Source organism: Variovorax sp. CAN15 (assembly GCF_030462475.1).
Lineage (GTDB): Bacteria > Pseudomonadota > Gammaproteobacteria > Burkholderiales > Burkholderiaceae_C > Variovorax.
This window is the reverse complement of the sequence record NZ_JASMRZ010000002.1, coordinates 190,286-215,605: the sequence shown is the minus strand read 5'-3', so window position 1 is coordinate 215,605 and position 25,320 is coordinate 190,286. Positions and strand designations below refer to the sequence as shown.

22 protein-coding genes are annotated in these 25,320 nt (G+C 67.5%); 7 read left to right on the top strand and 15 right to left on the bottom strand.

Annotated features, from left to right (window positions below):
- Window positions 1–7: 7 nt before the first annotated feature.
- Window positions 8–1,453, bottom strand: a complete 1,446-nt coding sequence (locus QMO14_RS02705; protein ID WP_301504169.1) for a PLP-dependent aminotransferase family protein — start codon at window positions 1,451–1,453, stop codon at window positions 8–10.
- A 172-nt stretch (window positions 1,454–1,625) separates the two neighbouring features.
- On the opposite strand from QMO14_RS02705, the gene QMO14_RS02700 reads away from it, so the two are divergent.
- The gene (locus QMO14_RS02700; protein ID WP_301504167.1) at window positions 1,626–1,955 is read left to right on the top strand and encodes a hypothetical protein; all 330 of its coding nucleotides are present in this window, start codon (window positions 1,626–1,628) and stop codon (window positions 1,953–1,955) included.
- A gap of 164 nt (window positions 1,956–2,119) precedes the next feature.
- Here the strand turns inward: QMO14_RS02700 and otsA are convergent, their stop codons facing one another.
- The 5 genes from otsA to QMO14_RS02675 form a co-directional block, all read right to left on the bottom strand.
- A complete protein-coding gene (gene otsA, locus QMO14_RS02695) occupies window positions 2,120–3,505 on the bottom strand; it encodes an alpha,alpha-trehalose-phosphate synthase (UDP-forming) (protein WP_301504166.1) in 1,386 nt (461 codons plus the stop codon).
- Window positions 3,502–5,424, bottom strand: a complete 1,923-nt coding sequence (locus tag QMO14_RS02690) for a glycoside hydrolase family 15 protein (RefSeq protein ID WP_301504164.1) — start codon at window positions 5,422–5,424, stop codon at window positions 3,502–3,504. The genes otsA and QMO14_RS02690 overlap by 4 nt, the downstream gene beginning before the upstream one ends.
- Window positions 5,421–6,227 carry a trehalose-phosphatase gene (gene otsB, locus QMO14_RS02685; RefSeq protein WP_301504162.1) on the bottom strand — a complete coding sequence of 269 codons (807 nt, stop codon included), beginning with the start codon at window positions 6,225–6,227 and terminating at the stop codon, window positions 5,421–5,423. The genes QMO14_RS02690 and otsB overlap by 4 nt, the downstream gene beginning before the upstream one ends.
- 96 nt (window positions 6,228–6,323) lie before the next feature.
- Window positions 6,324–8,156, bottom strand: coding sequence for a hybrid sensor histidine kinase/response regulator (locus tag QMO14_RS02680; protein WP_301504160.1), 1,833 nt, complete (start codon window positions 8,154–8,156; stop codon window positions 6,324–6,326).
- A gap of 60 nt (window positions 8,157–8,216) precedes the next feature.
- Complete coding sequence (locus QMO14_RS02675) at window positions 8,217–9,425, bottom strand: multifunctional CCA addition/repair protein (protein WP_301504158.1); 1,209 nt, start codon at window positions 9,423–9,425, stop codon at window positions 8,217–8,219.
- Window positions 9,426–9,586: 161 nt separating this feature from the next.
- Between QMO14_RS02675 and QMO14_RS02670 the strand changes: the two genes are divergently transcribed.
- The gene (locus QMO14_RS02670; RefSeq protein WP_301504157.1) at window positions 9,587–10,312 is read left to right on the top strand and encodes an OmpW family protein; all 726 of its coding nucleotides are present in this window, start codon (window positions 9,587–9,589) and stop codon (window positions 10,310–10,312) included.
- 146 nt (window positions 10,313–10,458) lie between these two features.
- Here the strand turns inward: QMO14_RS02670 and QMO14_RS02665 are convergent, their stop codons facing one another.
- The 3 genes from QMO14_RS02665 to QMO14_RS02655 form a co-directional block, all read right to left on the bottom strand.
- Complete coding sequence (locus QMO14_RS02665) at window positions 10,459–11,148, bottom strand: glutathione S-transferase family protein (RefSeq protein WP_301504155.1); 690 nt, start codon at window positions 11,146–11,148, stop codon at window positions 10,459–10,461.
- Between the two features lie 142 nt (window positions 11,149–11,290).
- Window positions 11,291–11,830 (bottom strand): MgtC/SapB family protein, encoded by a 540-nt coding sequence (locus QMO14_RS02660; RefSeq protein ID WP_301504153.1) that lies wholly within the window; start codon window positions 11,828–11,830, stop codon window positions 11,291–11,293.
- A 15-nt stretch (window positions 11,831–11,845) separates the two neighbouring features.
- Entirely contained in the window at window positions 11,846–13,876 is a 2,031-nt protein-coding gene (locus QMO14_RS02655; protein WP_301504152.1) for a lytic transglycosylase domain-containing protein, read from the bottom strand.
- A gap of 9 nt (window positions 13,877–13,885) precedes the next feature.
- Between QMO14_RS02655 and QMO14_RS02650 the strand changes: the two genes are divergently transcribed.
- A complete protein-coding gene (locus tag QMO14_RS02650; RefSeq protein WP_301504150.1) occupies window positions 13,886–14,503 on the top strand; it encodes a 5-formyltetrahydrofolate cyclo-ligase in 618 nt (205 codons plus the stop codon).
- A 140-nt stretch (window positions 14,504–14,643) separates the two neighbouring features.
- On the opposite strand, the gene QMO14_RS02645 is transcribed toward QMO14_RS02650, so the two are convergent.
- A complete protein-coding gene (locus QMO14_RS02645; protein ID WP_301504149.1) occupies window positions 14,644–15,627 on the bottom strand; it encodes a LysR substrate-binding domain-containing protein in 984 nt (327 codons plus the stop codon).
- A 170-nt stretch (window positions 15,628–15,797) separates the two neighbouring features.
- Here QMO14_RS02645 and QMO14_RS02640 point away from each other — a divergent pair, with 170 nt between their 5' ends.
- Entirely contained in the window at window positions 15,798–16,115 is a 318-nt protein-coding gene (locus tag QMO14_RS02640) for a DUF2917 domain-containing protein (protein ID WP_301504147.1), read from the top strand.
- Between the two features lie 88 nt (window positions 16,116–16,203).
- Here QMO14_RS02640 and QMO14_RS02635 read toward each other — a convergent pair whose 3' ends face one another.
- On the bottom strand, window positions 16,204–16,590 hold the full coding sequence (locus tag QMO14_RS02635; protein WP_301504146.1) for a BLUF domain-containing protein: 387 nt from the start codon (window positions 16,588–16,590) through the stop codon (window positions 16,204–16,206).
- A 186-nt stretch (window positions 16,591–16,776) separates the two neighbouring features.
- Between QMO14_RS02635 and QMO14_RS02630 the strand changes: the two genes are divergently transcribed.
- A complete protein-coding gene (locus QMO14_RS02630; RefSeq protein ID WP_367618145.1) occupies window positions 16,777–17,478 on the top strand; it encodes a Crp/Fnr family transcriptional regulator in 702 nt (233 codons plus the stop codon).
- 21 nt (window positions 17,479–17,499) lie between these two features.
- On the opposite strand, the gene QMO14_RS02625 is transcribed toward QMO14_RS02630, so the two are convergent.
- A complete protein-coding gene (locus tag QMO14_RS02625) occupies window positions 17,500–18,396 on the bottom strand; it encodes a DUF6279 family lipoprotein (RefSeq protein ID WP_301504143.1) in 897 nt (298 codons plus the stop codon).
- On the opposite strand from QMO14_RS02625, the gene glmU reads away from it, so the two are divergent.
- Entirely contained in the window at window positions 18,395–19,849 is a 1,455-nt protein-coding gene (gene glmU, locus QMO14_RS02620; RefSeq protein WP_301504142.1) for a bifunctional UDP-N-acetylglucosamine diphosphorylase/glucosamine-1-phosphate N-acetyltransferase GlmU, read from the top strand. The genes QMO14_RS02625 and glmU overlap by 2 nt on opposite strands.
- 9 nt (window positions 19,850–19,858) lie before the next feature.
- Here glmU and QMO14_RS02615 read toward each other — a convergent pair whose 3' ends face one another.
- A complete protein-coding gene (locus QMO14_RS02615) occupies window positions 19,859–20,350 on the bottom strand; it encodes an Lrp/AsnC family transcriptional regulator (protein WP_301504141.1) in 492 nt (163 codons plus the stop codon).
- A 150-nt stretch (window positions 20,351–20,500) separates the two neighbouring features.
- Here QMO14_RS02615 and glmS point away from each other — a divergent pair, with 150 nt between their 5' ends.
- The gene (gene glmS / locus QMO14_RS02610) at window positions 20,501–22,381 is read left to right on the top strand and encodes a glutamine--fructose-6-phosphate transaminase (isomerizing) (protein ID WP_301504140.1); all 1,881 of its coding nucleotides are present in this window, start codon (window positions 20,501–20,503) and stop codon (window positions 22,379–22,381) included.
- Window positions 22,382–22,656: 275 nt separating this feature from the next.
- On the opposite strand, the gene QMO14_RS02605 is transcribed toward glmS, so the two are convergent.
- Window positions 22,657–24,093: an IS1182 family transposase gene (locus QMO14_RS02605; RefSeq protein ID WP_301504138.1), complete on the bottom strand. Its 1,437-nt coding sequence runs from the start codon at window positions 24,091–24,093 to the stop codon at window positions 22,657–22,659.
- Window positions 24,094–24,274: 181 nt separating this feature from the next.
- Window positions 24,275–25,195: a LysR family transcriptional regulator gene (locus tag QMO14_RS02600; protein ID WP_301504136.1), complete on the bottom strand. Its 921-nt coding sequence runs from the start codon at window positions 25,193–25,195 to the stop codon at window positions 24,275–24,277.
- Window positions 25,196–25,320 lie beyond the last annotated feature (125 nt).

Below are 25,320 nucleotides of genomic sequence, written 5' to 3'. Positions count from 1 at the left end.
GCAGGCCCTAACGAGGCGGCTGTACCGCCGACACGATCTCGCCCAGCCGCCGCAGCCCCGCGTCCACTGCCTTCGAATACGGCCAGCCGCAGTTGATGCGCAGGTAATTGTCGAAGCGCCCCGAGTTCGAGAACTGCGCGCCCGGCGCCACCAGCATCTGCTCGCGCAGCGCGGCGTCGAACACATTTACCGACGAGCGCTGCTGCGGCAGTTCCACCCAGAGCTGCAGCCCGCCGCGCGGCAGGTTCAGCCGCGTGCCCGCCGGGAAGTAGCGGGCGATGGCGTCGGCCGTCTGGTCGCGCTGGGTGTGCAGCCGCTCGCGCAGCCGGCGCAGGTGGCGGTCGTAGCGCCCGCCCGCGATGAACTCGCCCGCGGCGATCTGCGCCAGCGCCTCGTTGTTGCGGGTCTGCGCGTACTTGAGCATCTCCACCTGCGCGTGCCAGCGCCCGGCGGTGATCCAGCCCAGCCGCAGCCCCGGCGCCAGCACTTTGTGCAGGGAGGCGCAATAGATCACGTTGCCGGTGCGGTCCCACGACTTCAGCGCGCGCAGCGGCGAATCGGTTTCCACCAAGTCGCTGTAGGTGTCGTCCTCGACCAGCGCGATGCCGTGGCTCTCGCACAGGTGCGCGAGCCGCTGCTTGTGGCTGTCGGGCATCACGCTGCCGATGGGGTTCTGCAGGTGCGGCACCACCACCACGGCCTTGATGTCGTCGTAGGTGTGGATGGCCAGGTCCAGCGCCTCCAGCGAGATGCCGGTCTGCGGGCTGGTCGGGATCTCCAGTGCGCGCAGGCCCAGGCTTTCGAGCACCTGCAGCAGGCCGTAGAAGGTGGGCGACTCCACCGCGACCGTGTCGCCGGGCTTGGCGATGGCGCGCAGCGCGAGGTTCAGCGCCTCGATGCAGCCGTTGGTGACGAGCACCTCGTCGGGCGCCACCGTCATGCCCACGCGCAGGCTGCGCTGCGCGACGGCCTCGCGGAACTGCTCGTGGCCCTTCTGCGACGAGGCTGTGGTCAGCAGTTCGGGCCGTTGGCGCAGCGCGCGCGTCATCGAGTTGCGCAGGGCCTCTGCGGGATACAGCTCGGGGGCGGCGCGGGCGATCGCGAAGTTGAGCTTCACGCCCGTGTGCCGCCCGCGCGCCATGAAGTTGGCCATGCGCTCGCGCATGCTCACGAACTGGGCCGGATCGGGTGGCACGTCGGCCGTCGGCTCTTCCATCGGCGCGATGGCCAGCCGCTGGGGCCGCCGCACGAAATACCCGGAGCGGTCGCGCGCCTCGACCCAGCCGTCGCTTTCCATGGCTCGGCAGACCTGCAGCGCGGTCGACAGGCTGATGTCGTGCAGCCGCATCAGGCTGCGCAGCGAGGGCAGCTTGTCGCCCTGCTTGAGCGAGCCGGTGTGGATCGCATCCACGTAGTGCGCGGAGAGCTGGCGGTAGAGCGGTAGCGAGTCCATGGGGTCGATGTTCCCCGCATCGGGCATCCGAAAACAGATGCAGTTGCTTGGGAAAACGACCATAACAGATGCGTTTGCGGCCCTGCTGTTCCGGTCGCAATAGCCATGGCGTGTGCCTGTTTTTTAGGCGATGGAATTTCTACGATGAACCCTCATTCACCCGAGGTTCCCCATGATCATCACCCTCTCCCAAGCGCCCGATTCCATCGTTCTGGAACCCGGCCAGTCCCTGCGCACCTCGGTCGATGCCGGGGCCTGGCTCCAGTTGGCCGAGGGGCGCGCCCGGGTCGTGTCGCCGCCCGGATGGTTCGGCGAGACTGTGTTCATGGCCCAGACGCTGCTCGAGGAAGGCGAGGTGCATCGGCTGCCGCACGGCGGCTGGATCGAAGTGTCTGCGCTGACGCCGGTGCATCTGCGGGTACACGCGCCGCCGGTTGCGCAGGTTTCGCCTGTGGGCGCGCGGCCTGTGATGCGCTTTGTGCGTCTGCTCACTGGCTGGTAGGGGACTTGTTCGGGGTGCGTGCGAATGGCACCGGGTACTCCCCTTCGCGAATGTCCCCCGGCCTTCGGCCTCCTCGTTTATTTCGCTGCGGGGAGCACCCGGTGCCATTCGCACATGGGCGCTGCCGTCGTGCCGGAGATCTAAGCAATGCGCTGAACGAACGATCAACGTTCGCTGGCCGCTTCCCGCAGCGCCTCGAGAAAGCTATTCCGCCACCAGTGAATATCCTGCTCGCGAATACGCGACAACAACTTCTGGTGCCGTTCGCGCCGCTCTTCCAGCGGCATCTGCAGCGCCTGTTGCACAGTTTCCGCCGTGCCATGCGTGTCGTACGGATTCACCAGCAACGCTTCCTTCAGCTGCTCGGCCGCTCCCGCAAAGCGCGACAACACCAGCACGCCCGGGTCGGCCGGGTCCTGCGCCGCGATGTATTCCTTGGCGACGAGGTTCATGCCGTCGCGCAGTGGCGTTACAAGCCCCACGGCCGCCGCGCGGCACAGCCCCGGCACACGCTTGCGCGCCACCATGCGGTGGATGTAGCGCACCGGCATCCAGTCGAGTTCGCCGTAGTCGCCGTTGATGGCGCCGCACAGCGATTCGAGCTCGCGCCGGATGTCGCCGTACGCGTCGACCGTCTCGCGCGTGGGCGAGGCGATCTGGATCAGCGTGGCGCTGCGCCGGTTCTCGGGGTAGTTGGCCAGCAGCTCGCGGAACGAACGCACCCGCTGCGGAATGCCCTTTGAGTAGTCGAGCCGGTCGATGCCCAGCAGCAGCCGGCGGCTCGAATACTCGCGCTTCATGGTCTCGTACATGTCGCGCGATTCCTTCGCGTGCGTGAGCGCCGCGAACTCGTCCACGTCGATGCCGATGGGAAAGGCGGCGCTGCGCACCGTCTGCCCGTAGGCGCGGTACATGTCGTTGCCCAGGTACTCGCCACGGGCCTCGTTGCGCACGTAGTGCTCGAAGTGCTGCACGTCCTGCTGCGCCTGGAAGCCGATCAGGTCGTACGAGAACAGCGAGCGCATCAGCCATTCGTGCTGCGGGATGGCCGCGGTGATGATCTGCGGCGGCAGCGGAATGTGCAGGAAGAAGCCGATGCGCTGCCTGCAGCCCATGGCGCGCAGCTCGGCTGCCAGCGGGATCAGGTGGTAGTCGTGCACCCAGATGATGTCGTCTTCCTTCAGCAGCGGCAGCAGCTTGCGTGCGAACAGCTGGTTCACGCGCCGGTAGCCGCCGATGAAGCCGGCGTCGAAGTGCGCCAGGTCGAGCCGGTTGTGGAACACCGGCCACAGCACGTCGTTGCTGTAGCCGAGGTAGTAGCTGTCGTGGTCTTCGCGGCTCAGGTCGATGGTGGCCAGCGTGACCTTGCCGGCCTGCTGCCGGTGCAGTTCGCCTTCGCCCGTGGGGCCGCCTTCGATGACCTGCCCGCTCCAGCCGAACCACAGGCCGCCGCTTTGCTGCAGGCTTTCGCCGAGCGCCACGGCCAGTCCGCCGGCGGCCGGCTTGCGTGGGTCCGCCACGCGGTTTGAAACGACGACCAGACGGCTCATATGCACGAATCCCAGGGAGCGGACAGGCGCACGGCCGCGTTGATGATGCCGACCATCGAATAGGTCTGCGGAAAGTTGCCCCACATCTCGCCCGTGACCGGGTGCGTGTCTTCCGACAGCAGGCCCAGCGGGTTGCGCGCCGCGAGCATGGTCTCGAAGATCTGGCGCGCCTCGGCCTTGCGGCCGATCTTGGCAAGTGCGTCGATGCGCCAGAAGGTGCAGATGTTGAACGCGGTCTCGGGCTTGCCGAAGTCGTCGGCGGCCTCGTAGCGGCGCATGTAGGGGCCGTCGCACAGCGACTTTTCCATTGCGTCGACCGTCGAGATGAAGCGCGGGTCGCGCGCGTCGATCAGGCCCACTTCCACCATCAGCAGGATGCTCGCGTCGAGCTCGTGCCCGCCGAAGCTCTCCGCAAAGGCCTGGCGCTCTTCGCACCACGACTTGGCGAGGATCTCTTCCTTCATGCGCGCGGCATGGCCGTGCCAGTAGGCGGCGCGCTCGGGCAGGTGCAGCGCGCGGGCGATCTTGCTGAGCCGGTCGCAGGCCGCCCAGCTCATCAGCGCCGAGCTGGTGTGAACGCGTGCGCGCGTGCGCAGCTCCCACATGCCGGCATCGGGCGTGCCGTAGACGGCCACCGCGCGCTCGCCCACCGCCTCGAGGTGCGGAAACTCCGCCAGCCCCGCGCGGCTGAGCAGCCGATGGTCGTGAAAAGCCTGTGCCGCGCCGAGCACGATGTTGCCGTACACGTCGTGCTGGAAGTGTTCCTGCGCCTGGTTGCCCACGCGCACCGGACCCATGCCGCGATAGCCCGGCAGTCCGTCGACGAACGACTCCGGCAGCTCGCGCTCCAGCCCGATGCCGTAAAGCGGCTGTATGTGCTCGCCGTGCGAGCCGATCACCACGTTGCCCAGCCAGCGAAGGTAGTCTTCCATGGTGCCCACCTCGCTCAGCGAGTTCAGCGCGCGCACCACGAAGAAGGCGTCGCGCAGCCAGCAGTAGCGGTAGTCCCAGTTGCGCTGGCTGCCCGGCGCCTCGGGAATGCTGGTGGTCATGGCCGCGACGATGGCGCCCGTGTCCTCGTACAGCGAGAGCTTCAGCGTGATCGCCGCGCGGATCACCGCCTCCTGGTACTCGAAGGGAATGGCCAGGCGCTTGCTCCAGGTGCGCCAGTAGGAGATGGTTTCCTGCTCGAACTTGCGCGCGGTGTCGGCGATGCCGTCCATCAGCGTTTCGTCCACGCCGAACATGAAGTTGTATTCGCGCGAGAGCACGAAGGGCTGGCGCGAGAGGATGTGCGAGATCGAAGCGTCGGTGTTCAGCCGCAGCGTCACGTCGGGCCCGACGTAGCGGATGTGGTTGCTGCCGCGCGTGACCTCCACCGGTGCCGAAGCTCCCCACTGGAAGCGTGGGTCGAGCGACACGCGGATGCGCGGCGCGCCCGCGATGGGCCGCACGCGGCGCACCATCATGAGTGGGCGGAAGTAGCGCGAGCGGCTGTAGAAGCGAGGCGCGAAGTCGGTGATCTCGATGCCCTGGCCCGCGCTGTCGAAAAGCTGCGTGCGCAGCACGGCGGTATTCGGCTCGTACCACTGCTTCGCCTCGGCGAAGTCCTCGATGTCGATGCTCCAGGCGCCTGCCTCCTCGCCGGGGTGCAGCAGGGCGTTGAACACCGGGTCGCCGTCGAAGCGCGGCAGGCAGCACCACACGGCACGGCCGCGCGCGTCGATGAGCGCGCTGTAGGCGCAGTTGCCGATCACGCCCACGTTGAGCGAGGGCTCGGCCGGGGGCGCGAATCCTCGCGCTCCGGGGGCGGCGGCTGTCTTCGCGTCGACCGGCCTGCGGTCGTCGGGGCCGGCGGCGCCCGCCAGCGCCTGGCCGGCGCGTTCCTCGGGCGCCGCCGGCAGTTGTTGTTCGCTCATCGGGGGCTCCTGGGTGAATCTTCGGGTCGGCTCGAGGTTTCCTTGCCTGGACGTGCCGCCAGCAGATCGCGTGCCTGCACCAGCCATTCGTAGACGGCCAGCGGCGATTCGAGCCGGTGCAGCGCCAGGCTGGAGCCGGAGCCGACCTTGACGGCGACGCCGCCGCGCGGCTGCACCACCGCAAAGCCGCTTTCGTCGGTGGTGTCGTCGCCGAGGAAGACCGGCACGCGGCCGGCGAAGGGCGCCTCGGCCATGAAGGCGTCGATGGCGACGCCCTTGTTGACGCCCGAAGGCTTCACCTCGAACACGAACTTGCCGTGCATGAGCTCCAGCATCGGGTCGTGCGCGATGGCGCGCGACATCGCATCGCGGCACACGGCCTCCAGCTGGGGCGCGAGCCGGTAGTGCAGGGCGATGGCGGCGTGCTTGCGCTCCACCAGCAGGCCCTCGTGCACGCGCGCGAGCTCGTTGGCAATGTCGAGGATGGGCACCAGGTCGGGCGCGCGCTGCTCCTGCATGCGGCCTTCGGCATCGCGGCGCTGCACGCCGTGCTCGCCGGCTGCTGGCAGCCGCAGCGGCGCGAGAAAGCGGTCGATGGAGTCGATCTGGCGGCCCGACACCACGGCGAGCGCGCCGCCGAGCTGGTCGCGCAGGTCGCCCAGCAGGGGCACGAGGGCCGGCGGAATCTCGATGGCTTCAGGCGTGGGCGCGAGCCCGACCAGGGTACCGTCGAAGTCGAGAAAGAGGGCCGCGTTCTGGCCCAGTGGAGGAGGCAACGGCGGGTTGCTGGAGGACTTTGGCATCGGGGGAAAACCTTAACACGCGTCCCGCGCGGCGCATGTCGGCCAAAGCCCAATGTGCCCCGGCCTGCCTCCAACCCGGCATCGATGCAGTGCAGGTCAGTGCGCGGGCGATGGCCCCGGGGCCAGTTCGGCGAGCGCGCGCAGCAGCGTCGCCGGGTTCACCGGCTTGAACAGCACCGGAATGCCCGAGGCGCGCACGCGCTGCAGCCGTTCGGGCGAGGTTTCGCCCGTCACCAGCAGCAGCGGCGCCCGCAGCCCGAAGCGGCGCTGCAGGCGCAGGCCCACATCGAGGCCGTTCTCGCCGTCGCAGAGCCGGTAGTCGCACATCAGGAGTGCAACGGGGCGCTCATGCGCATCGGGCCGGGCCAACAGCTCGGCGGCTTCGGCTTCGCTGGCGACGGCATCCAGCGCGAGGGCGTGGGCCTGGAAGAGGCCGGCCATGGCTTCGCGGATCTCCGCCTCGTCGTCGATCAGCAGAATGCGCCCGTGAACTGCCGGTGCTGCTTGATCGATGCACGCCTCCGCTGGGCGGCGCGGGGCGTTCAGCCTCGTATCGGGCATCGCCGCTTCCTGCGCGGACGGCAGCTCCAGCCGAAAGCGGCTGCCGCGGCCCGGGTGCGATTTCAGCCGCACCGGATGCGCGAGCAGCCGCGAGAGCCGCTGGACGATCGACAGGCCGATGCCCAGCCCCTGCGCGCGGTCGCGGCCCGGGTTGTCGACCTGGTAGTACTCCTCGAACACACGCTCCTGCTGCTCGGGGGCGATGCCGATGCCGGTGTCGAACACCTCGATCCACACCAGGCCGCCGCGCGAGCGGGCCCGCACCACGACGCCGCCGCGCGCCGTGTACTTCAGTGCGTTGTCGACGAGGTTCGAGAGCATGCGGTGCAGCAGCTGCGCGTCGCTGTGCACCCACAGGCCGCTGGCGCGCACCCGAAGCTGCAACTGCTGCAGCTCCGCCCGTGCCGAGAACACGTGATTGAGCGAACGGAACAGCGCGTCCAGCGATACCGGCACGATGGCCGGGGAGACCACGCCCGCGTCGAGGCGCGACACGTCGAGCATGGTGTCCAGCGAGTTGCCCAGCGCGTTCACCGCGCGCATCAGCTGCCGCGCGTTGCGCCCGCCGTGGTGCTCGCGCAGCTCGTTCTCCAGCGCTGCTCCGAAGAGCGCGATGGCATGCAGCGGCTGGCGCAGGTCGTGGCTGGCGGTGGCGAGGAAGCGCGTCTTCTCGGCGCTGGCACGCTCGGCCGCGGCGATCTGCCTGCCGAGCTGGCCGGCCAGCGCCTCGTTCTCGAAGCGCAGCACCAGCGAGTCGGTCAGCAGCCTGTGCTGCTGGTTGCCCACGCGCAGCGTGAACAGCAGGTAGCCCAGGCTGAACAGCGCGAGGAAGAAGTGCAGGGCGTCGCCCTGCCAGGCCAGCGCGGCGATCAGGCTCAGCATCATCGGCAGCGTGTAGCCGTACAGCGCCGGCTTGAGCGGCCACAGCAGCTGCATGGCCCGCGCGCAGCTGCCGATGATGACCACCGTGATGACCGAGGTCACGGGCAGGTCGCCCGGCGAGATGAAGAGCAGCGGCGCGCTGGCCATGGCCGCGCCCACCACCGTGACGGTGCGCGAATGGCGGCGCGCCCACCGTCTGGTGTCGGCGAGCGGCACGCCGGGGTGCCAGCGCGGCATCAGGAAGAGGAAGAGGCCCAGCGAGAGATGCGCTGTCATCCACACGAGGATCCACGTGCGCGGCAGATGCAGGTACATGGCTGCGCCCAATGCCGCGCCCAGGCCGAAGTGCACGAACACCGACGCGTCGTAGGCCGCGTACACCGAGGCCACGTGCTCTCGCAGCACGCGCAGGTCCAGCTCGTCCGGCCCGGGCAGACGCGGAGGATCGGCGGGTTCGTGTGACGGCTTCGGCGCTGTGGCATTCACCCGGCCGATGCTATCGGCGGGGTTCGCGCGCGGAAGTGTCGGAAGTCATGCCCTGGCGGCTCAGGCCAGCGACGCCGCGACGGCCTCGACGCGGGCCCGGTGGATGGCTTCGCCGATCTTCGGCCCCGTGGCCCCGGACTGCTGGGCAGCCTTGGCCACCACGTCGGTGGGCACGGCGGCCGCCGTCTCCAACACCTTGAGCAGGCGGGGGCGCTGCGGGTAGAAGGCGCTGCTGTCGGGGTTGGGGTCGATGTCGGGGCGGCTGCCCGCATCGCATTCGCACGCCAGCAGCGCCTCGGCGAAGCGCTCGGGTTTGCGGAAGGCGTCGCAGCGCTCCAGCAGGCGCACCAGGCCCGCAGCGTCGAGCGCACGGCTGTCGTCGATGTGCGAATGCTCGCGCGCCACTACCTCGGCCAATTCGCGGATGTCCACCGGCACGCGCCAGCGTTCGCACAAGGCGCGCAGCAAAGCGAGGCCGGATGCGCCGGCGCTCTTGATGCCGGCGCTCCTTCCGCCGAAGCCGCCGGTCAGGCAGGCGAAGCGCACGGCCAGCGATGCCTTCAGCCGCGCGGCGGTGTCGATCGTCCGCAACGTCCACGCGCCGGCATCGATCTCCGGCAGCAGCACGGCCAGCGCGCCGCATTCGCGCAGCACGTCGAACATGCGCGAGGGACGCGTTTCCATCAGGCCGCGCGAGAGCTCCTGCCACACGCGCTCGGCCACCAGCGCATCGGCCTCGCCGGCCGCGACCATCTCGCGCATCAGCGCCATGGTTTCGGGGGCGACGCTGAAATCGTCGAAGCGGGCTGCGAAGCGCGCCACGCGCAGGATGCGCACCGGGTCTTCGCGGAAGGCGTCGGTCACGTGGCGCAGCACCTTGTCGCGCAGGTCGCGCTGGCCATGGAAGGGGTCGGCCAGGGTCTCGGGCGTGGGGTCGAAGCGGCCGTCGGCGCTCACCAGTTCGGCGGGCAGCGCGATGGCGTTGACGGTCAGGTCGCGGCGCGCCAGGTCTTGTTCGAGCGTGACGTCGGGCGCGGCATGCACGGTGAAGCCGCGGTAGCCCGGCGCGCTCTTGCGCTCGGTGCGCGCGAGCGCGTATTCCTCGCGCGTCTCCGGGTGCAGGAAAACCGGGAAGTCGCGCCCGACGGGCAGGTACCCGCGCGCCACCATTTCCTCGGGCGTGGCGCCGACCACCAGCCAGTCGTGGTCGGACACGGGGCGCTGCAGCAGGCGGTCGCGCACTGCGCCGCCGACGAGAAAAATCTTCATGGCGGCAGTTTAGGGATACTCCCACCTGTAAAAAATAGAACGGTCGTTCGATAATCCGCGGCGCAGACCGGGCAATCGTTCGTCATTCGGGCGATCGTCAGCGGCGGTCACAGCCAGCGCCCGTATCCGCAGAGGGATATTCAACCAAAAGGATTCACATCATGAAGAAAAGAATGATCGCACTGGCAGCTCTGTGCGGCCTTGCGTCCGGCGGTGCCATGGCGCAAAAGGCTGGCGACTGGGTCGTCGGCGCGGGGTGGTTCCACCTGTCACCGCAGGATTCGAGCAAGCCGCTGACCGTGACCTCGCCCATTCCGAGCGTGCTGCCCGGTTCCGGCGCGAGCGTGAGCGACTCCGACACCCTGGGCCTCAACGCTACCTACTTCATCGACAGCCACTGGGCGGTGGAAGGCGTGTTCGGCGTGCCGCCCAAGTTCAAGCTCAACGGCACCGGCACCCTCGGCCGCGTGGGCCAACTCGGCGAGGCCCGCCAGTGGAGCCCGACGATCCTGGGCAAGTATTTCTTCAACGAAGGCAACGATGCGTTCCGTCCATTCGTTGGCCTGGGCGCCACCTATGTCTGGTACAGCGACGTCAAGCTGACCCCGAACCTGCAGGGCGCGCTGGCCTCGCAGTTCCACCAGTCGCCTTTCGCGGTCAACACCACCGCCAAGCTCGACAGCAAGTTCGCACCGGTGATCAACGTGGGCGCGGCCTACCAGTTCGACAAGCACTGGGGTATCTCGTTCTCGGTCTCCTACATCCCGCTGAAGACCAAGGCCAAGCTGACGACGACCTCGGTCTACGGCCTCCCGGTGGCCACCAGCGAAGCCAGCCTGAAGCTGAACCCCATCGTCACCTACGTGTCGGCAACCTACAGGTTCTGAACCGGGCTCGCCCCCAGGCTGCGCGCACTTCGTGTCGCTACGCCGACCCCCTGCGGGGGCAACGCCCGCGGCCCGGCCAAGCCGGCACCGCGGTGTTCCGCGACTTGGATCCTTCTCCTTGAGCGTCCTGTGGTCCCGCCAGGACCCTATCGCCCGGTGCGGTAGGGCTCTTCGAACTGCAGGAAGTCCTTCTCCGCCAGCCCCGCGTCGATCCAGGCCTTCACGCCCGGCAGCGCCTGCACGCGCTCGATGTAGGCCGAGACGTGCGCCGGCACAGGCAGGCCGTAGGTCCTGATGCGCGTGCCCACGGGCGCGAAGTAGGCGTCGGCGATGCCGAACTCGCGCCCGAACAGCATCGGGCCGCCATGGGCCTCGAGCAGGCCGCTCCACATCTGCACGATGCGCGCAAGGTCGCTGGCGACTTCGGGCACTTCCTTCAGCAGGCGCGCGCCCACTTCGGGCAGCGAGGCTTCGAGGTTCATGCCGCAATGGTTGCGCAGGCCGCCGAAGCCGGAGTGCATCTCGGCGCAGACGCTGCGCGCGCGCGCACGGTCGGCCTTGCCCTGGGGCCAGAGTTGCTTTTCGGGGAAGGTCTCGGCGAGGTACTCGGCGATGGCCAGCGTGTCCCAGATGACGAGGCCGTCGTCTTCCACCAGCACCGGCACCTTGGCGACCGGGTTCAGCGCGCCGATGGTGTTCTTGAATTGCGAATCGGCCTCGAAGGAATCGAAGCGCACCGCAACCTCCTCGAATTCGATGCCGGCCTGCTTCATCAGCACCCAGGGCCGCATGGACCATGAAGAGTAATTCTTGTTGCCGACATAGAGCTTGCGCATGGGAAGGGCCTCCGGTCCGTTGCGATGGTTCTGAAAAAGCCTTTGATGCTAGCTGTGCGCCGCGCTGCGATTGATGCCGAAGGCAGCGCGAATTGATGCCGAGGCCAGGTGGCCTGGCGTTCAGTGCCGACGGGCGTCGCCTTTAGCCTTTATCTTCTTCGCCGCGCTCGGTGTCGCCGTCGTTCTTCGGCTGTCCGGCCACCCGCTCGATCAGGCTCACGAGGCGCGGCACCAGCGCCAGCACGGCGAGCGCCAGCAGCGCGCTCGTCACGGCCGTAGCCTCGCGGCCCAGCCCGCAGGCCATGCCGATGGCGGCCGTCATCCACAGGCCTGCGGCGGTGGTCAGGCCCTGTACGTGGCTTTCGTCCTTGCCCTGCTTGAGGATGGTGCCGGCGCAGAGAAAGCCCACGCCCGCCACCAGCCCCTGGATCACGCGGCTCATGTCGGCCGGCACGATGCCGGCCTGCTGGGGGACCAGCACGAACATCGCCGAGCCGATGGCCACCAGCATGTGGGTGCGCACGCCGGCCGCCTTGCCCTGCTGCTCGCGCTCGAAGCCGAGCACGAAGCCCAGAGCGCCCGCGAGCGTGAGCCGAAGCACGATGCGCGTGAGCTGCCCGGCGTCGCCCACATCCGAGAACTCGGACGCGAGGGTGTCGAGGACATCGTCGCGCCAGCTCATGTCAGGCGGCGCCCTTCAGGGGAGGTCCTTGTTCGGCTCGGGCTCCGCGGCGTCGCGCGGGCCGACGCGGCCCAGGCGCTCCTTGAGCGACTGCGGCCGGCCGCTGATGATGGCGGCGTAGTTGGTGGTGTTGGCCAGCACCTTCTTCACGTAGTCGCGTGTCTCGTTGAAGGGCACGTTCTCGGCCCAGATGGCGGCGTCGAGCACCGGCCCGTTGCGCCAGTTGCGCGGCCGGCCAGGGCCGGCGTTGTAGGCGGCTGCCGCCAGCGCCATCGAGCCGTCGAAGTCGTCGAGCGCAAGCTTCAGGTAATTGGTGCCGATGGTGATGTTGGTCTCGCGGTCGTTGATCTGGCTGGGCGAGAAGTCGGTCATGCCGATCTTGCGGGCCGTCCAGCGCGCGGTGGCGGGCATGACCTGCATCAGGCCCGAGGCACCGACGCCGGAGCGCGCGTCCATGATGAAGCGGCTTTCCTGGCGGATCAGGCCGTAGACGTAGGCCGGATCGAGGCCGATGTCCTGGCTCTTGCGCAGCACCGTGTCGTGGAAGGGCATGGGAAAGCGCTGATCGACGTCGACCACGCCCTTGGTGCGCTCGCTGGTGTTGATGCAGCGGTCCCACACCTCGCGCTGGCAGGCGAAGTCGGCCGCGGCCAGCAGGGCGCGGTCGTCCATGCCGCCCCTGTCGTGCAGGTTGGTGGCGTAGTTCCATTCGCGCGTGCCCTCGGGGCGCAGGCCGATGGCGATGGCGTAGAGGCCGCGCGCCAGTGCCGGGTTGTTGCGCGCGGCGGCCTTCTCTTCGGGCGTGAGAGGGGCCGGACGCGTGGGCACCACGGTGCGCTGGCCCAGTTCCTCGAGCGCCAGCATCTCGTAGAAGCCGCGCGAGCCGGCGATGCTCTGGTAGAGCTCGCGGGCCTGGGCGCGGCGCTCGTCGCCGCCGACGCCAGCCAGGGCGCGGGCCTTCCAGTAGACCCAGGTCGGGTCGAGCTGGGCGGTCTCGCTCATCGCGTTGATGGCGGGCACGACCTCCTTCCATTGGCCGGCGCGCAGGGCGGCGCGCACGCGCCAGCCGAGCATGTCGTCGGAGAGGTCGCTGTTCTTCGTGACGTTGGCGAAGTAGCTGCCGGCCTGCGGCCATAGCTTGATGGCGGCGGCACGGCCGATGGTGCCCCAGAGCCAGTTGCGCTCCTCGGCCGAGAGCATCGGGCCCCACTTGCTGTCGAGCTGCGAGGCGGCCAGCTCGGGGTCGGCGATGGCGACCTTGATGAGCGCCAGCACCACCAGCTCCTTGCGCGACTTGGCGGCCACGAAGGCGCGGCCGGTCAGGAATTTGGCCGAGCTCGCGTTGAGTTCCTCGAAGAGCGGCAGCGCGTCGGGCGCGGCGATGGTGACGGCGGCGCGCGCGGCCTGCGGACGGTTGGCCTCCATGGCCAGGCGGGCCTTCTTCCAGACGTCGTTGGTCGACAGCAGGCGGGCGGCCACCATGCGGTCGGCGGCGGTGAGGCAGCCGTCGTCCAGGTCTTTCTGGCCGAACCAGTTGCGGCGCACCTCGTCGGCCTGCGCCTGCGTGGCGGTGCCGCTGCGCAGGGTGTCGACCAGGATCGCGTAGCAGCGCACCTGGGGGTCGTCGCCCATGCGGAAGCCATCGAGCGAGGCGGAGAAGTTGTCCCAGTCGCGGCGCTGGCCGGTCAGCAGCAGCCAGTCGTTGCGCAGGCGGTCTTCCTGATAGGTGCCGGGGTAGCGGGCGTAGAAGTCCTGCACTTCGCTGGGTGATGCTTCCTGCAGGCGAGCCTTGAGTTCCCAGTAGGCGGCCCAGGGTTCGAGCGCATGGCCGCGGGCCTGCGGCAGCAGGGCGGTCAGCCGGGCCTTGTCGCCGCGCTGGAAGGCCTGCTTCATCTGGATCAGGACGTCGTCGTTGGTGTTGGTCTGGGCCGCTGCGGGCTGCTGCGAGAGTAGTGCGGCGAAGGCGATGACCGCGGAAAAAACCAGCGCGGGGGCCGCATTGCGCAGGTGAGTGCGCTTGGGTGCCAAAATGCTTGGGAACTGCATCGGGGGATTATGGACAAGTCAAAGGGTGCCGACACCTCGGCAACGGCGAGTTTTCTTAAGGAACAGTTGAGAAAGGCACTCATCGAGCAACGTCTTGCGATGCCCGACCGGATGACGCGCGCCGACCTGCTGCAGCGCGTGATGCGGATCTGGCTGGTGGGCCGGCCCGACACGGTGATCGGCGCCTACTGGCCGATCAAGGGCGAGTTCGATCCGCTGCCCGCACTGCACCGCTGGAAGGAAGACGGCGAACTCATGGAAGAGCCGCAGCGCCGCCGCATCGGACTGCCGGTGATCGACAAAGTTCACAAGACCCTGACCTTCCATGCCTGGTACCCGGGCTGCCAGATGGAAGAGGATGCCTACGGCATTCCCAAGCCCAAGGACACCGAGCTGATCGTGCCCACCCTGCTGTTCGTGCCCTGCGTGGGCTACAGCGCCGGCGGCTACCGGCTGGGCTACGGCGGCGGCTTCTACGACCGCACGCTGGCCGCGCTGGAGCCCCGGCCCTTCACGGTGGGGCTGGGCTTCACCAACGGCTTCGTCCCGGACTTCGAGCCCGAGGCGCACGACCTGCCGTTGGACGCCATCCTGAACGACAACGGCGTCGTCTGGCCTGTTACCTGACTCGCCCCCAGGCTTCGCGCACTTCGTGTGCTACGCCCACCCCCTTCCGGGGGCAACACCTGCGGCCCGGCAAAGCCGGTTCCGCGGTGTTCCTGGAAAAGGCCGCCGGGCCGCTCTTTCCTTCCTCTTCGTCTTGAGCCTCAGTCGATGTCGTCGACGGTGTCCGGGTCGGGCACTTCGCCGATGGTCTCGCGCGTGGTCACGGCCTGCAGCTGCAGCCAGTCGCAGAAGGCTCTGATCTCGGGGCGCAGCACGCTGCGCGGGCCGGCTATCAGCCAGTACGACATCGGCGAATCCATGCGGTGCTGCGGCAGCACCTCGACCAGGTCGCCGTTGGCCAGGCTTTCGGCGATCAGCGAGCTGCGCGCCAGCGTCACGCCCTGGCCGGTGAGCGCGGCCTGCACCATCTGGTAGGCGTAGTTGAAGTAGAGCCAGCGCTTGGGCTGGGCGCGCTCCAGTCCGTTCACCTCGAACCAGCGGCGCCAGGTCAGCCATTCGAGGTGCGTGCGATGGGCGTCGCCGGCCTCGATGAGCGTGAAGCGCGTCATGTCTTCCGGCGTCCTGATGGGCGGGCTGCTCTTCAGCAGCCAGGGGCTGGCCACCGGCGTCAGCGTTTCGCCGAACAGGCGCACCGCGCCCGAGGGCATGGCTTCGCGCGGACCGTAGCGCAGGGCGATGTCCACGTCGGCCACGTCGAGGTCGACCGCCACGTCGCTGGCGTCGATGCGGATGTCGATCTCGGGGTTGTCGCGCTGGAAGGCCTCCAGCCGCGGGATCAGCCACATCGAGGCGAACGAGGCAAAAGTAGTCAGCGACACGCTCTGGCGCCCGGCGCTCTGGCGGATCTGGCGCACGGCCGTGTCGATGCGCGGCAGCGACTGCTGCACCGCCAGCAGCAGAAGGGCGCCGGCACTGGTGAGCTCCACGGCGCGTGTATGGCGCAGGAACAGGGCCACGCCCACTTCCTCTTCCAGCGACTGGATCTGCCGGCTCACGGCCGACTGGGTCAGCGCCATTTCCTCGGCGGCGGCCCGGAAGTTCAGGTGGCGGGCCACCGCCTCGAAGGCGCGCAGGTGCCCGGCGGAGATCGGGCGGGAGCGCAGATGGGTCTGGGAATGTTGCATGGGTGTGAATCGAGGGTGGTTCGCAGTCGATCAATTGATGCGAAACCAGCATCAGTAGGCTAACTCGTTTTCATTGGACCGCCAACGCCGTAGAAACGATCATTCATTCCCGAACTGCGCCATTGCCTCTTTCTGTCAAGCGCCTCGGCAAAGCCCCAAGGAGTTACATCATGTCCACCGCCGTCTGCACCACCGAATCGCTCTCGTCCCTGTCTGTCCCGGATCGCGCCGCCACCGTTCCGCCGGCCGTACGCCGCGGTGCATGGCAGATCGCCCCTGGCGAGGCGATGAGCCTGAAGGCTCGGGCGGCCAGCATCCTGCGCGTGAAGCAGGGCCGCGTGTGGATCACGCCCGATGCCACGCCCGCCAACCCCAGCGAAGACCTGGTGCTCGCACCCGGCGAATCGCTGATGGTGGCCGCGGGCCAGCGCATCGTGATGGAGGCGTGGGATGGCTATGGCGCCACCTACAGCTGGGACAACGCCTGATCGTTCCCGGTCCTCCAGGTGCTGAGAAAGGCGGCTTCGGCCGCCTTTTCCTTTTTGGGGGGCTGTTCGGGGCGTGTTCTTCCGGCTGTCAGCCGTTGATGTCGAAGCTGGGCAGCAGCGCCAGGAAATGCCGCAGGGCTTTCTCTCCATGCAACGCGTGCACCCCAGCCATCAGGTCCGGGCCTTCGCATTCGGCCAGTCCCATGCCGAAGCCGCTGTAGCGCCGGACCGCCAGCGGGGCTTCATGGAGCACCCTGACGCCGACGTGGCGCGGATCTTTCCCGATGCGCTGCATCAGCGTGCCGATGGCATCGGGCGGACCTTCCAGGTGCTGGCAGAAGCGAAGCCCGTCGAAAACCAGCAGACCGGTGATGCCGTGCAGCGCGTTGTAGGCGCGGGCCCGGGAGGCGATGAGGCCCACAGTGCCGGGCGGCAGGCCCTGGGCCAGCGTGCTGCAGTAAAAAATCTCGTGCAAGGGGAGCTTCGCTTCTTCCGTCATTCGTCTAGGTCGATAAGGCTTGCCCAGTTTAGGCATGCCCAGAGCGCCACGAGATGTCAAAAGACACAGGCCGGGCGTCTATAGTGAAGCGTGAAATTCGAGGACTACACTGCCGCCGCCGCCATACCCCCCCAGGGCGCGAATCCCTGCCTCCGCTGCTCACTGAGGCTGCTCGATACCTTCCTGCCCTCCACGGCCGACGAACTCAGGACGATCCAGTCCTTCCGCACCGGCACCCGCCGCGTCGAAGCCGGCGGTTCGGTCATCGACGAACACCGGCCGAGCCCGCAGCTCTTCACCCTCTATTCGGGCTGGGCCTTCCGCTACAAGACGCTGAGCGACGGCCGGCGGCAGATATTGAGCTTTCTGCTGCCCGGCGACTTCATAGGCCTTCAGGACGAGTTCGCCGAAGGCCAGACTCACGGCGTCGAGGCGGTCACCGAGGTCACGCTGTGCGCCTTCTCGCGCGACCGGCTCTGGGACCTGTTCCACGCCCGGCCCAAGCTGGGCTACGACATCACCTGGCTGGCCGCTCGCGAGGAGAAGATGGTCGATGACAGCCTGGTTACCGCCGGCCGGCGCAATGCCAGCGAGCGCGTTGCCATGCTGCTGATGCACCTGTACCGCCGCGCGCAGCGCGTGGGCATGGTGCGCGACGGCTGGGTGGAGTTTCCGTTCAGCCAGCAGCACGTCGCCGACGCGCTGGGGCTGTCGCTGGTGCACACCAACAAGACGCTGCGGCGGCTGCAGCGCCTGGGGCTGCACCGCATCGACTCCGGCTGGCTGCGCATCATGGAGCCGCACGCGCTGGAGACGCTGGGCGACTACTTCGAGCGCCCGATGCGGCCGACGCCGCTGATCTGACCCGGAGTTCCCCGTTCGCCCTCAGCGCGCCGCCACCAGCTCGCGCAGATCGTCCTGATAGGCCTGCAGCCGGCGCACCGCCTGCGTGCGCTGGCTGGCGCTCGTGCCGTTGTGCATGGCCGCGGTGTTGCGGCAGCCTTCCTGCAGCAGGGCCTGCTGATGGTCGCGCCAGGGGCCGGGCGGCGGCTCGGCGACGCGCTGGATGTAGTCGTGCAGCGCCGCGCGCGCCTCGGCGGGCGGGGTCTTGCTGGCGATGAAGCCGCGCATCAGCTTGAGTGCCTCCTGCTGGCGCTTGCGGCGCTCCGAATCGGCCAGCTTCGGGTCGAACACCGACTGCGCGACCTGCTGCTTCAGCAGATCGCGCTGCTCGCCGGTGAGCCGGCCATAGAAGTCCTCGGTGCGGTCGAGGAACTGGTCGTAGCGCTTCTCCTGCACCTGCGCGGGCGTGCGGTCGAGCCAGTCCTTGCGGTATTCGGCGTTGTTCCTGGCGTACTTGCGCTCCAGCTGCTGCAGCTGCGCCTCGCTCAGGCTCAGCGCCAGCTCGGTGCCGGCGGGCTCGGCGCGCTCGGTCACGGCCAGCAGGCGTTCGCGGATGCGGTCGGCCATGGTGCAGACCTGTTCAGGCGTTATTTCGCCCGGCGCCATCGCCTGGGCCTCCTTCAGCAGCGAGGCCAGGCGCGGCAGCTCGTTCTGCCGGTGCCAGGCCAGCAGCTGGGCGAGTTCGTCGCGCACTTTCGGGGTCTGGGCGCCGTCGAAGTCCAGGTAGCCGTCGAGCCACCAGTAGCTCACCGTGGGCAGGTTGTTGTAGGCCAGCTGGATCGCGCTGCAGGCGCCCAGGGCGGCCACCACCAGCAGCGCGCCGATAATTCGCGCCACTGCCGCGCAAGGCGCGCAACGAATCCGGGAAGAAAAACGCATGAATCAGACTCCGCAGCAAGACAGCAACCCAGGGCCGGTCGACGTCGTCATCATGGCCGCCGGCAAGGGCACGCGCATGAAGAGCAGACTGCCCAAAGTGTTGCACCGATTGGGCGGCCGCGCCCTGCTGGCGCATGTGGCGGGCACCGCCGCGCGCATCGGGGCACGCGGCGTGGTGGTCGTCACCGGCCATGGCGCGGACCAGGTCGAGGCCTCCATGGCCGGCGGCATCGGCAACGCCAGCCTGCGCTTCGCGCGCCAGGAGCCGCAGCTGGGCACCGGCCACGCGGTGCAGCAGGCCGCGCCGCTGCTGGCGGACGACGGCACGGTGGTGGTGCTCTCGGGCGACGTGCCTCTCATCGGCGAAGAAACCCTGCGCGCCCTCGTCGCCGCCAGCGCCGGCAGCAAGCTGGCGCTGCTGACCATCGAGTTCGACGACCCCTCGGGCTACGGCCGGGTCATCCGCTCGGCCGGCAGCGGCCAGGTGCGGGGCGACTTACGGGGCGAAGTGCAGGCCGTGGTCGAGCACAAGGACGCCACCGAGGCCCAGCGCGCGGTGCGCGAGATCTACAGCGGCGTGATGGCCGTGCCCGCGCGCCTGCTCAAGGGGTGGCTGGCCCGGCTGGACAACAACAATGCCCAGGGCGAGTACTACCTGACCGACGTGGTGAAGCTCGCGGCCGCCGACGGCGTGCCCGTGGTCGCGCACATCACCACCGACGCGCTGCAGGTCGCCGGCATCAACAGCCCGGCACAGCTCGCGGCGCTGGAGCGCGCATGGCAGCTGCGCCAGGCGAACGCGCTGATGGAGCAGGGCGTGCGCCTGGCCGACCCGGCGCGCTTCGACCTGCGCGGCACGCTCGAATGCGCGGGCGACGTGGAGATCGACGTCAACTGCGTCTTCGAGGGCGCGGTGTCGCTGGGCGAGGGCGTGCGCATCGGCGCGAACTGCGTGATCGCCAATGCGCGCATCGAGGCCGGCGCGGTGATCCATCCCTTCACCCACATCGAGGGCGAGAAGGCCGGCGTCACCGTCGGCGCGGGCTCGCTCATCGGCCCCTTCGCCAGGCTGCGCCCCGGCGCGCAACTGGGCGCCGAGGTGCACATCGGCAACTTCGTGGAAGTGAAGAACTCCACGCTGGCCGCCGGCGCCAAGGCCAACCACCTGGCCTACCTGGGCGACGCCACCGTGGGCGAGCGCGTGAACTACGGCGCGGGCAGCATCACCGCCAACTACGACGGCGCCAACAAGCACCGCACCGTGATCGGCGACGACGTGCACGTGGGCAGCAACTGCGTGCTGGTGGCGCCCATCACCATCGGCGCGGGCGGCACCATCGGCGGCGGCTCGACCATCAACAAGTCGACCGAGCCGGGCGCGCTCACCGTGGCGCGCAGCAAGGCGGTGAGCTTCCCGAACTGGAAGCGGCCTCAAAAGAAGCCGAAGGCCTGAGGGTCTTCTTCATGCCTTGGGTGCCAGAGGCACCCTGGGCTCGAACTTCGCGCGCTTCAGGCTGAAGAAAGCCTTGACGTTGCGCACGTTCGCATCGGCCGTGAACAGGCGCTGCGTGAGGGCGCCGTAGTCCTGCGTGTCGCGCGCCGCCACCACCAAAATGAAGTCCGGACCGGGCGACACGCGCCAGCACTGCTGAACCGCGTCGTCGGCGATCACCCGCGTCTCGAAGGCGTCGAGCGAGGCGGCGTCCTGCCGGTCGAGCGAGATCTCGATCACCGCCTGCAGGCCGTGGCCCAGCACCGTGGCGAGCCTGTCGGGCGACAGCAGCGCGACCTGGCGCTCGATCAGGCCGACCTCGCGCAGCCGCTGCACGCGGCGCAGGCAGGTGGGCGGGGAGATGCCCACGTCGGAGGCAAGGCGCTGGTTGGTCTGCGAGGCGTCACGCTGAAGGGCATCGAGCAGGCGCAGGTCGGTTGAATCGAGGGATATTGATTCCATATTTGTGGAAATTATGGAATAAAAGTCTAAACGAAAGAATCAGAGAAATAAAAGTCCGAAATTATGTGAATTTCGAATGCATATTTCTTTCATGCCTTCCTACCATCTGGGCACTTCCCTCCCTTCTTCCTCATTCAAAGGCAGCTCACCATGTGCGGCATCGTCGGGGCAGCGTCCCATCGCAACATCGTTCCAGTCCTCGTGCAGGGCCTCCAGCGGCTCGAATACCGCGGCTATGACTCCTGCGGCGTGGCGGTGCATGCCGGCGGCCTGACGCGGGCGCGCACCACCTCGCGCGTGGCCGACCTCGTGGCGCAGGTGCGCGACGACAAGCTCGAGGGCCTCACCGGCATCGCCCACACGCGCTGGGCCACGCACGGCGCGCCGGCGGTGCACAACGCGCATCCGCACTTCAGCCACGGCCCCGGCGCCGACGCGCAGGCCGCGCGGCCCGGCCGTATCGCGCTGGTGCACAACGGCATCATCGAGAACCACGAAACGCTGCGCGCCGGGCTCGAGGCCAAGGGCTACGTCTTCGAGAGCCAGACCGACACCGAGGTCATCGCCCATCTCGTCGACAGCCTCTACGACGGCGACCTGTTCGAGGCCGTGAAGGCCGCGGTGCTGCAGCTGCACGGCGCCTACGCCATCGCCGTGATCTGCCGCGACGAGCCGCAGCGCGTGGTCGGCGCGCGCGCGGGCTCGCCGCTGATCCTGGGCGCCGGCAAGGACGGCGCCGAGAACTTCCTGGCCAGCGACGCGATGGCCCTGGCCGGCGTAACCGACCAGATCGTCTACCTGGAAGAGGGCGACGTGGTCGACCTGCAGCCCGGCAAGTACTGGATCGTCGACAGGAGCCACAAGCCCGTCACCCGCCAGGTGCGCACCGTGCTCGCCCACAGCGGCGCCGCAGAACTGGGCCCGTACCGCCACTACATGCAGAAGGAAATCTTCGAGCAGCCCCGCGCCATCGGCGACACGCTCGAGGGCGTGGAAGGCATCGTACCCGAGCTGTTCGACGGCATCGGGCAGGACGGTGCCACCGGTGCCAGTGCCTACCGGGTCTTCCAGGACATCGACAAGATCCTCATCCTCGCCTGCGGCACCAGCTACTACAGCGGCTGCACCGCCAAGTACTGGCTCGAAGGCATCGCGAAGATCTCCACGCAGGTCGAGATCGCGAGCGAATACCGCTATCGCGAATCCGTGCCCGACCCGAAGACGCTGGTGGTCACCATCAGCCAGTCGGGCGAGACGGCCGACACGCTGGCCGCGCTCAAGCATGCGCGCTTGCTCGGCATGGAGCAGACGCTGACCATCTGCAACGTCGCCACCAGCGCAATGGTGCGCGAGTGCAAGCTGGCGTACATCACGCGCGCCGGCGTGGAGATCGGCGTGGCCTCGACCAAGGCCTTCACCACGCAGCTCGCGGGGCTCTTCCTGCTCACGCTCGCCATCGCGCAAGCCAAGGGCCGGCTGAGCAACGCCGACGAAGCGCGCTACCTGAAGGAAATGCGCCACCTGCCCGTCGCGCTGCAGTCGGTGCTCGCCCTGGAGCCGCAGATCATCGGCTGGGCCGAAGACTTCGCGCGCAAGGACAACGCGCTGTTCCTCGGCCGCGGGCTGCACTACCCGATCGCGCTCGAAGGCGCGCTCAAGCTCAAGGAAGTGACCTACATCCACGCCGAGGCCTACGCCGCCGGCGAACTCAAGCACGGCCCGCTCGCGCTGGTGACGAGCGAGATGCCCGTGGTGGCCGTGGCGCCCAACGATGCGCTGCTCGAAAAGCTCAAGAGCAACCTGCAGGAAGTGCGCGCGCGCGGCGGCGTGCTCTACGTGCTGGCCGACGGCGACACCAGGATCACCAGCAGCGAAGGGCTGCACGTGATCCGCATGCCCGAACACTATGGCGCGCTCTCGCCGCTGCTACATGTGGTGCCGCTGCAGCTGCTGGCGTACCACACGGCCTGCGCTCGGGGGACCGACGTGGACAAGCCGCGTAATCTGGCCAAGAGCGTGACGGTGGAGTGATCGGTGGCTTCAGGCTGGCGGTTTGTTCTTTGCCATTAATGTCCGAGACAGCGCATTAATGTCTGAGACAAGCTCGTCAGCAGGGCGGGCGTTGATGGCGTGGGTATCCGTGCCAAGGAATGCCATCATCGGTCAGTGCGTCCACCCACTGCGACCGCTCTAGACTGAGGCTGTGTGGAAACAGCTGCATTGATGGGGTGCGCAAGATCCGTTGGGCCGGCTGACTCAGTTCCTACCGGAACTCTCGGCCGTCTCTACAAGACGCGAGTCGGCTCCTACGACTTCATCTCTGCAATCAGGGTGCTTGCGCCGAGGATCTTGATTGCTCGCTTGAGGTTGTAGGCCAGAACCTGCAGATTCATCTCGGTTTTCACGTTCGGCAAGGTCTTCGTCAGGAAGTGCGTGGCCCCCATCCACGCTTTCAGGGTGCCGAACACGTGTTCGATCGTTCGTTGCCTGAACTTTGAGGCCTCGGGCGCAGCATCTAGACGTGCCTGGACCTTTTCCAGGACCTCCTCGTACTCCCATCGACTGATGCGCCTGGCTGGCGCCGGGGTGCACTGCGGCTTCAAGTGACAGCCGCCACAGTTTGATGTCCAGTACTTGCGCAACGCCTTGCCGTCTTCAATGGCGGTGAAGCGGTAGATTGCGATCTCGCCCGCCGGACACCGGTACACATCCCGTCGCTTGTCATAGACGAAGTCTCGCTTGTCGAATCTGCCCTCGAACTTGCTGTTGGACGTCAAAGGCTTCGGGACAAGTGTCGCAATGCCCGCACGTTCGCACTCCAGAATCGCGTAGCCTTCGAAGTAGCCTCGATCCGCCAGCACGATTGGTTTGGAGTGTTCGATGGCCTCTTGAGCCGCCTTGGAGATGGCGGCCAGTTGGCCTCGATCGGTTACTGCGTTGGTCACCTCATGGGCGACGATCATGTGGTGTTTTGCATCGACCGCGGCTTGGACGTTGTAGCCTACGACTGCTGAGCCAAGTCGGCTGGTCGCCATCGAGCGGGCATCCGGATCGGTCAGCGAGATCTGTCGCTCTTGCGTGGACTGAAGCTGCCGCTCGATGGCAGAGATTTCACGCATCTTTCCTTTGATCTTGGCTACCTTTTCCTGGAGGCGCGCAACACGCTCGGGGAGAACCATCGCTGGATCTCGGTCAGCTCGATCAAGTTCGGCAAGGTATCGGCCGATGCTCTGCTCGAGCTGCTGCATCCGCACCTGGAGCTTGTGCTCGTTGAAGTTCTTGTCGCGGTTGTTGACGCCCTTGAACTTGCTTCCGTCCACGGCGATGACGCCGTCGGCAAATAGCTTGAGCCGGCGGCACAAAAGAACGAACTCTCGGCACACCAGCCGAATGGCGTCACCATGATCTCTGCGGAAGTCCGCGATGGTCTTGAAATCGGGGGCCAGGCGCCCGGTCAGCCACATCAACTCCACATTGCGCTGTGCCTCACGCTCCAGGCGTCGACTGGATTGCACTTGGTTCAAATAGCCGTAGATGTAGATCTTCAACAGCACTGAGGGGTGGTACGACGGCCGCCCGGTAGCCGCAGGCTCCGCGCCTTCAAAGCCGAGCTGATAGAGCTTGAGTTCATCGACAAAGACATCGACTACGCGAATGGGGTTCTCTTCTGAGATGTAGTCGTCAAGGCACTCTGGCAGCAGCGTGGTCTGGCTTCGATCCCCTGGCTCGATGAATCGCTTCATGTGGCAACCCAGTTCGTGGCGTTGTCTCAATCTAGGCGACGGTATTCATGGATTCAATGCGTTTTCACACAGCCTCGACTGGAAGGGGTCTCTGGCCTTAGTCTGCGTCGTGATCGTTCTACAGAGAGATCGGACGCTAGTCTGGACCACCACCGAGTCACGTCGTAAGCGTTTCAACAGGCTAAGTCTTTAACTCCATTGCGTCGTGCGCAAAGCGCGCCTTTAGATCGTCGACTAACCATCTGGCCGCGGGCCCGGGCGGCTCCGAGGCGCGACGAAACGCCGCCATCGTCAGTGAAAAGCCGGCAGGCAGCATGTCCTCGACATCGAGTGAAACCAGCGCGCCGCTCGCAAGGTCGCCCTGCACCATGTGCATCGGCATGTTGCCCCAGCCCACGCCGTCCCTGAGAAATGCGTGCTTTGTGGAAAGGTCTGCCAATCTCCAGGTTGAAGCCGACTTGACCCCGAAGTCCCGGCCCGCGCTCAACTCCGACCGGTCAGTGAGAACGAGTTGGACGTGCTTGGCCAAGGCAGCCTTTGGAATTCGTCGCTTGAAGCTCGCCAGCGGGTGGTCAGGTGCGGCCACGGTGACCAATGGCACCTGACCAATGCTCTCGCTGCTCAGCGACGGAAACTCGACCGCCAGCGGCGCCAGTATTCCCAGGCTGCAGCGTCCGTCCAGCACCGGCTGGTATCCCGCGCCCAGACCTTCCACGAACAACCTCAATGGAGTGAGCGGAAATCGGCTCACAAACGCCTTCGCGGCCGCACTGACGAGCGCCGTCGGAAAAAAGACGTCCACCACGACAGAGAGTTCCGCTTCCAACCCGGCAGACATCAACCTTGCGCGGGCCTTCATCGTGTCGACGCCGGACACGATGTTGCGTGCATCCGCGAGCAAGAGAACGCCTTCGGGTGTCAGCTTGGGGTACCGGCCTGACCTGTCGAACAGAACGACTCCGATTTGGCCCTCCAGGCTGCTGACCCACCCGCTCACCGCGGACTGGACGCGATTGAGCCGCCGGGCCGCCGCCGAGAAGCTGCCTTCATCCACGGCCGCGATGAAGGTTCGCAGCTGGTCCAGGGACACGCCATCGAGCATTTGAACTCCTTCCATCTCCAGGGCAGATGGATTAAATCTCAATATACCGGCTTCTCAGAATGATGCCGCGTCCCCACCATTCAAGCCACGGGAAAAGACTTCCCGAGGCCCTGTACGCCGAAGCG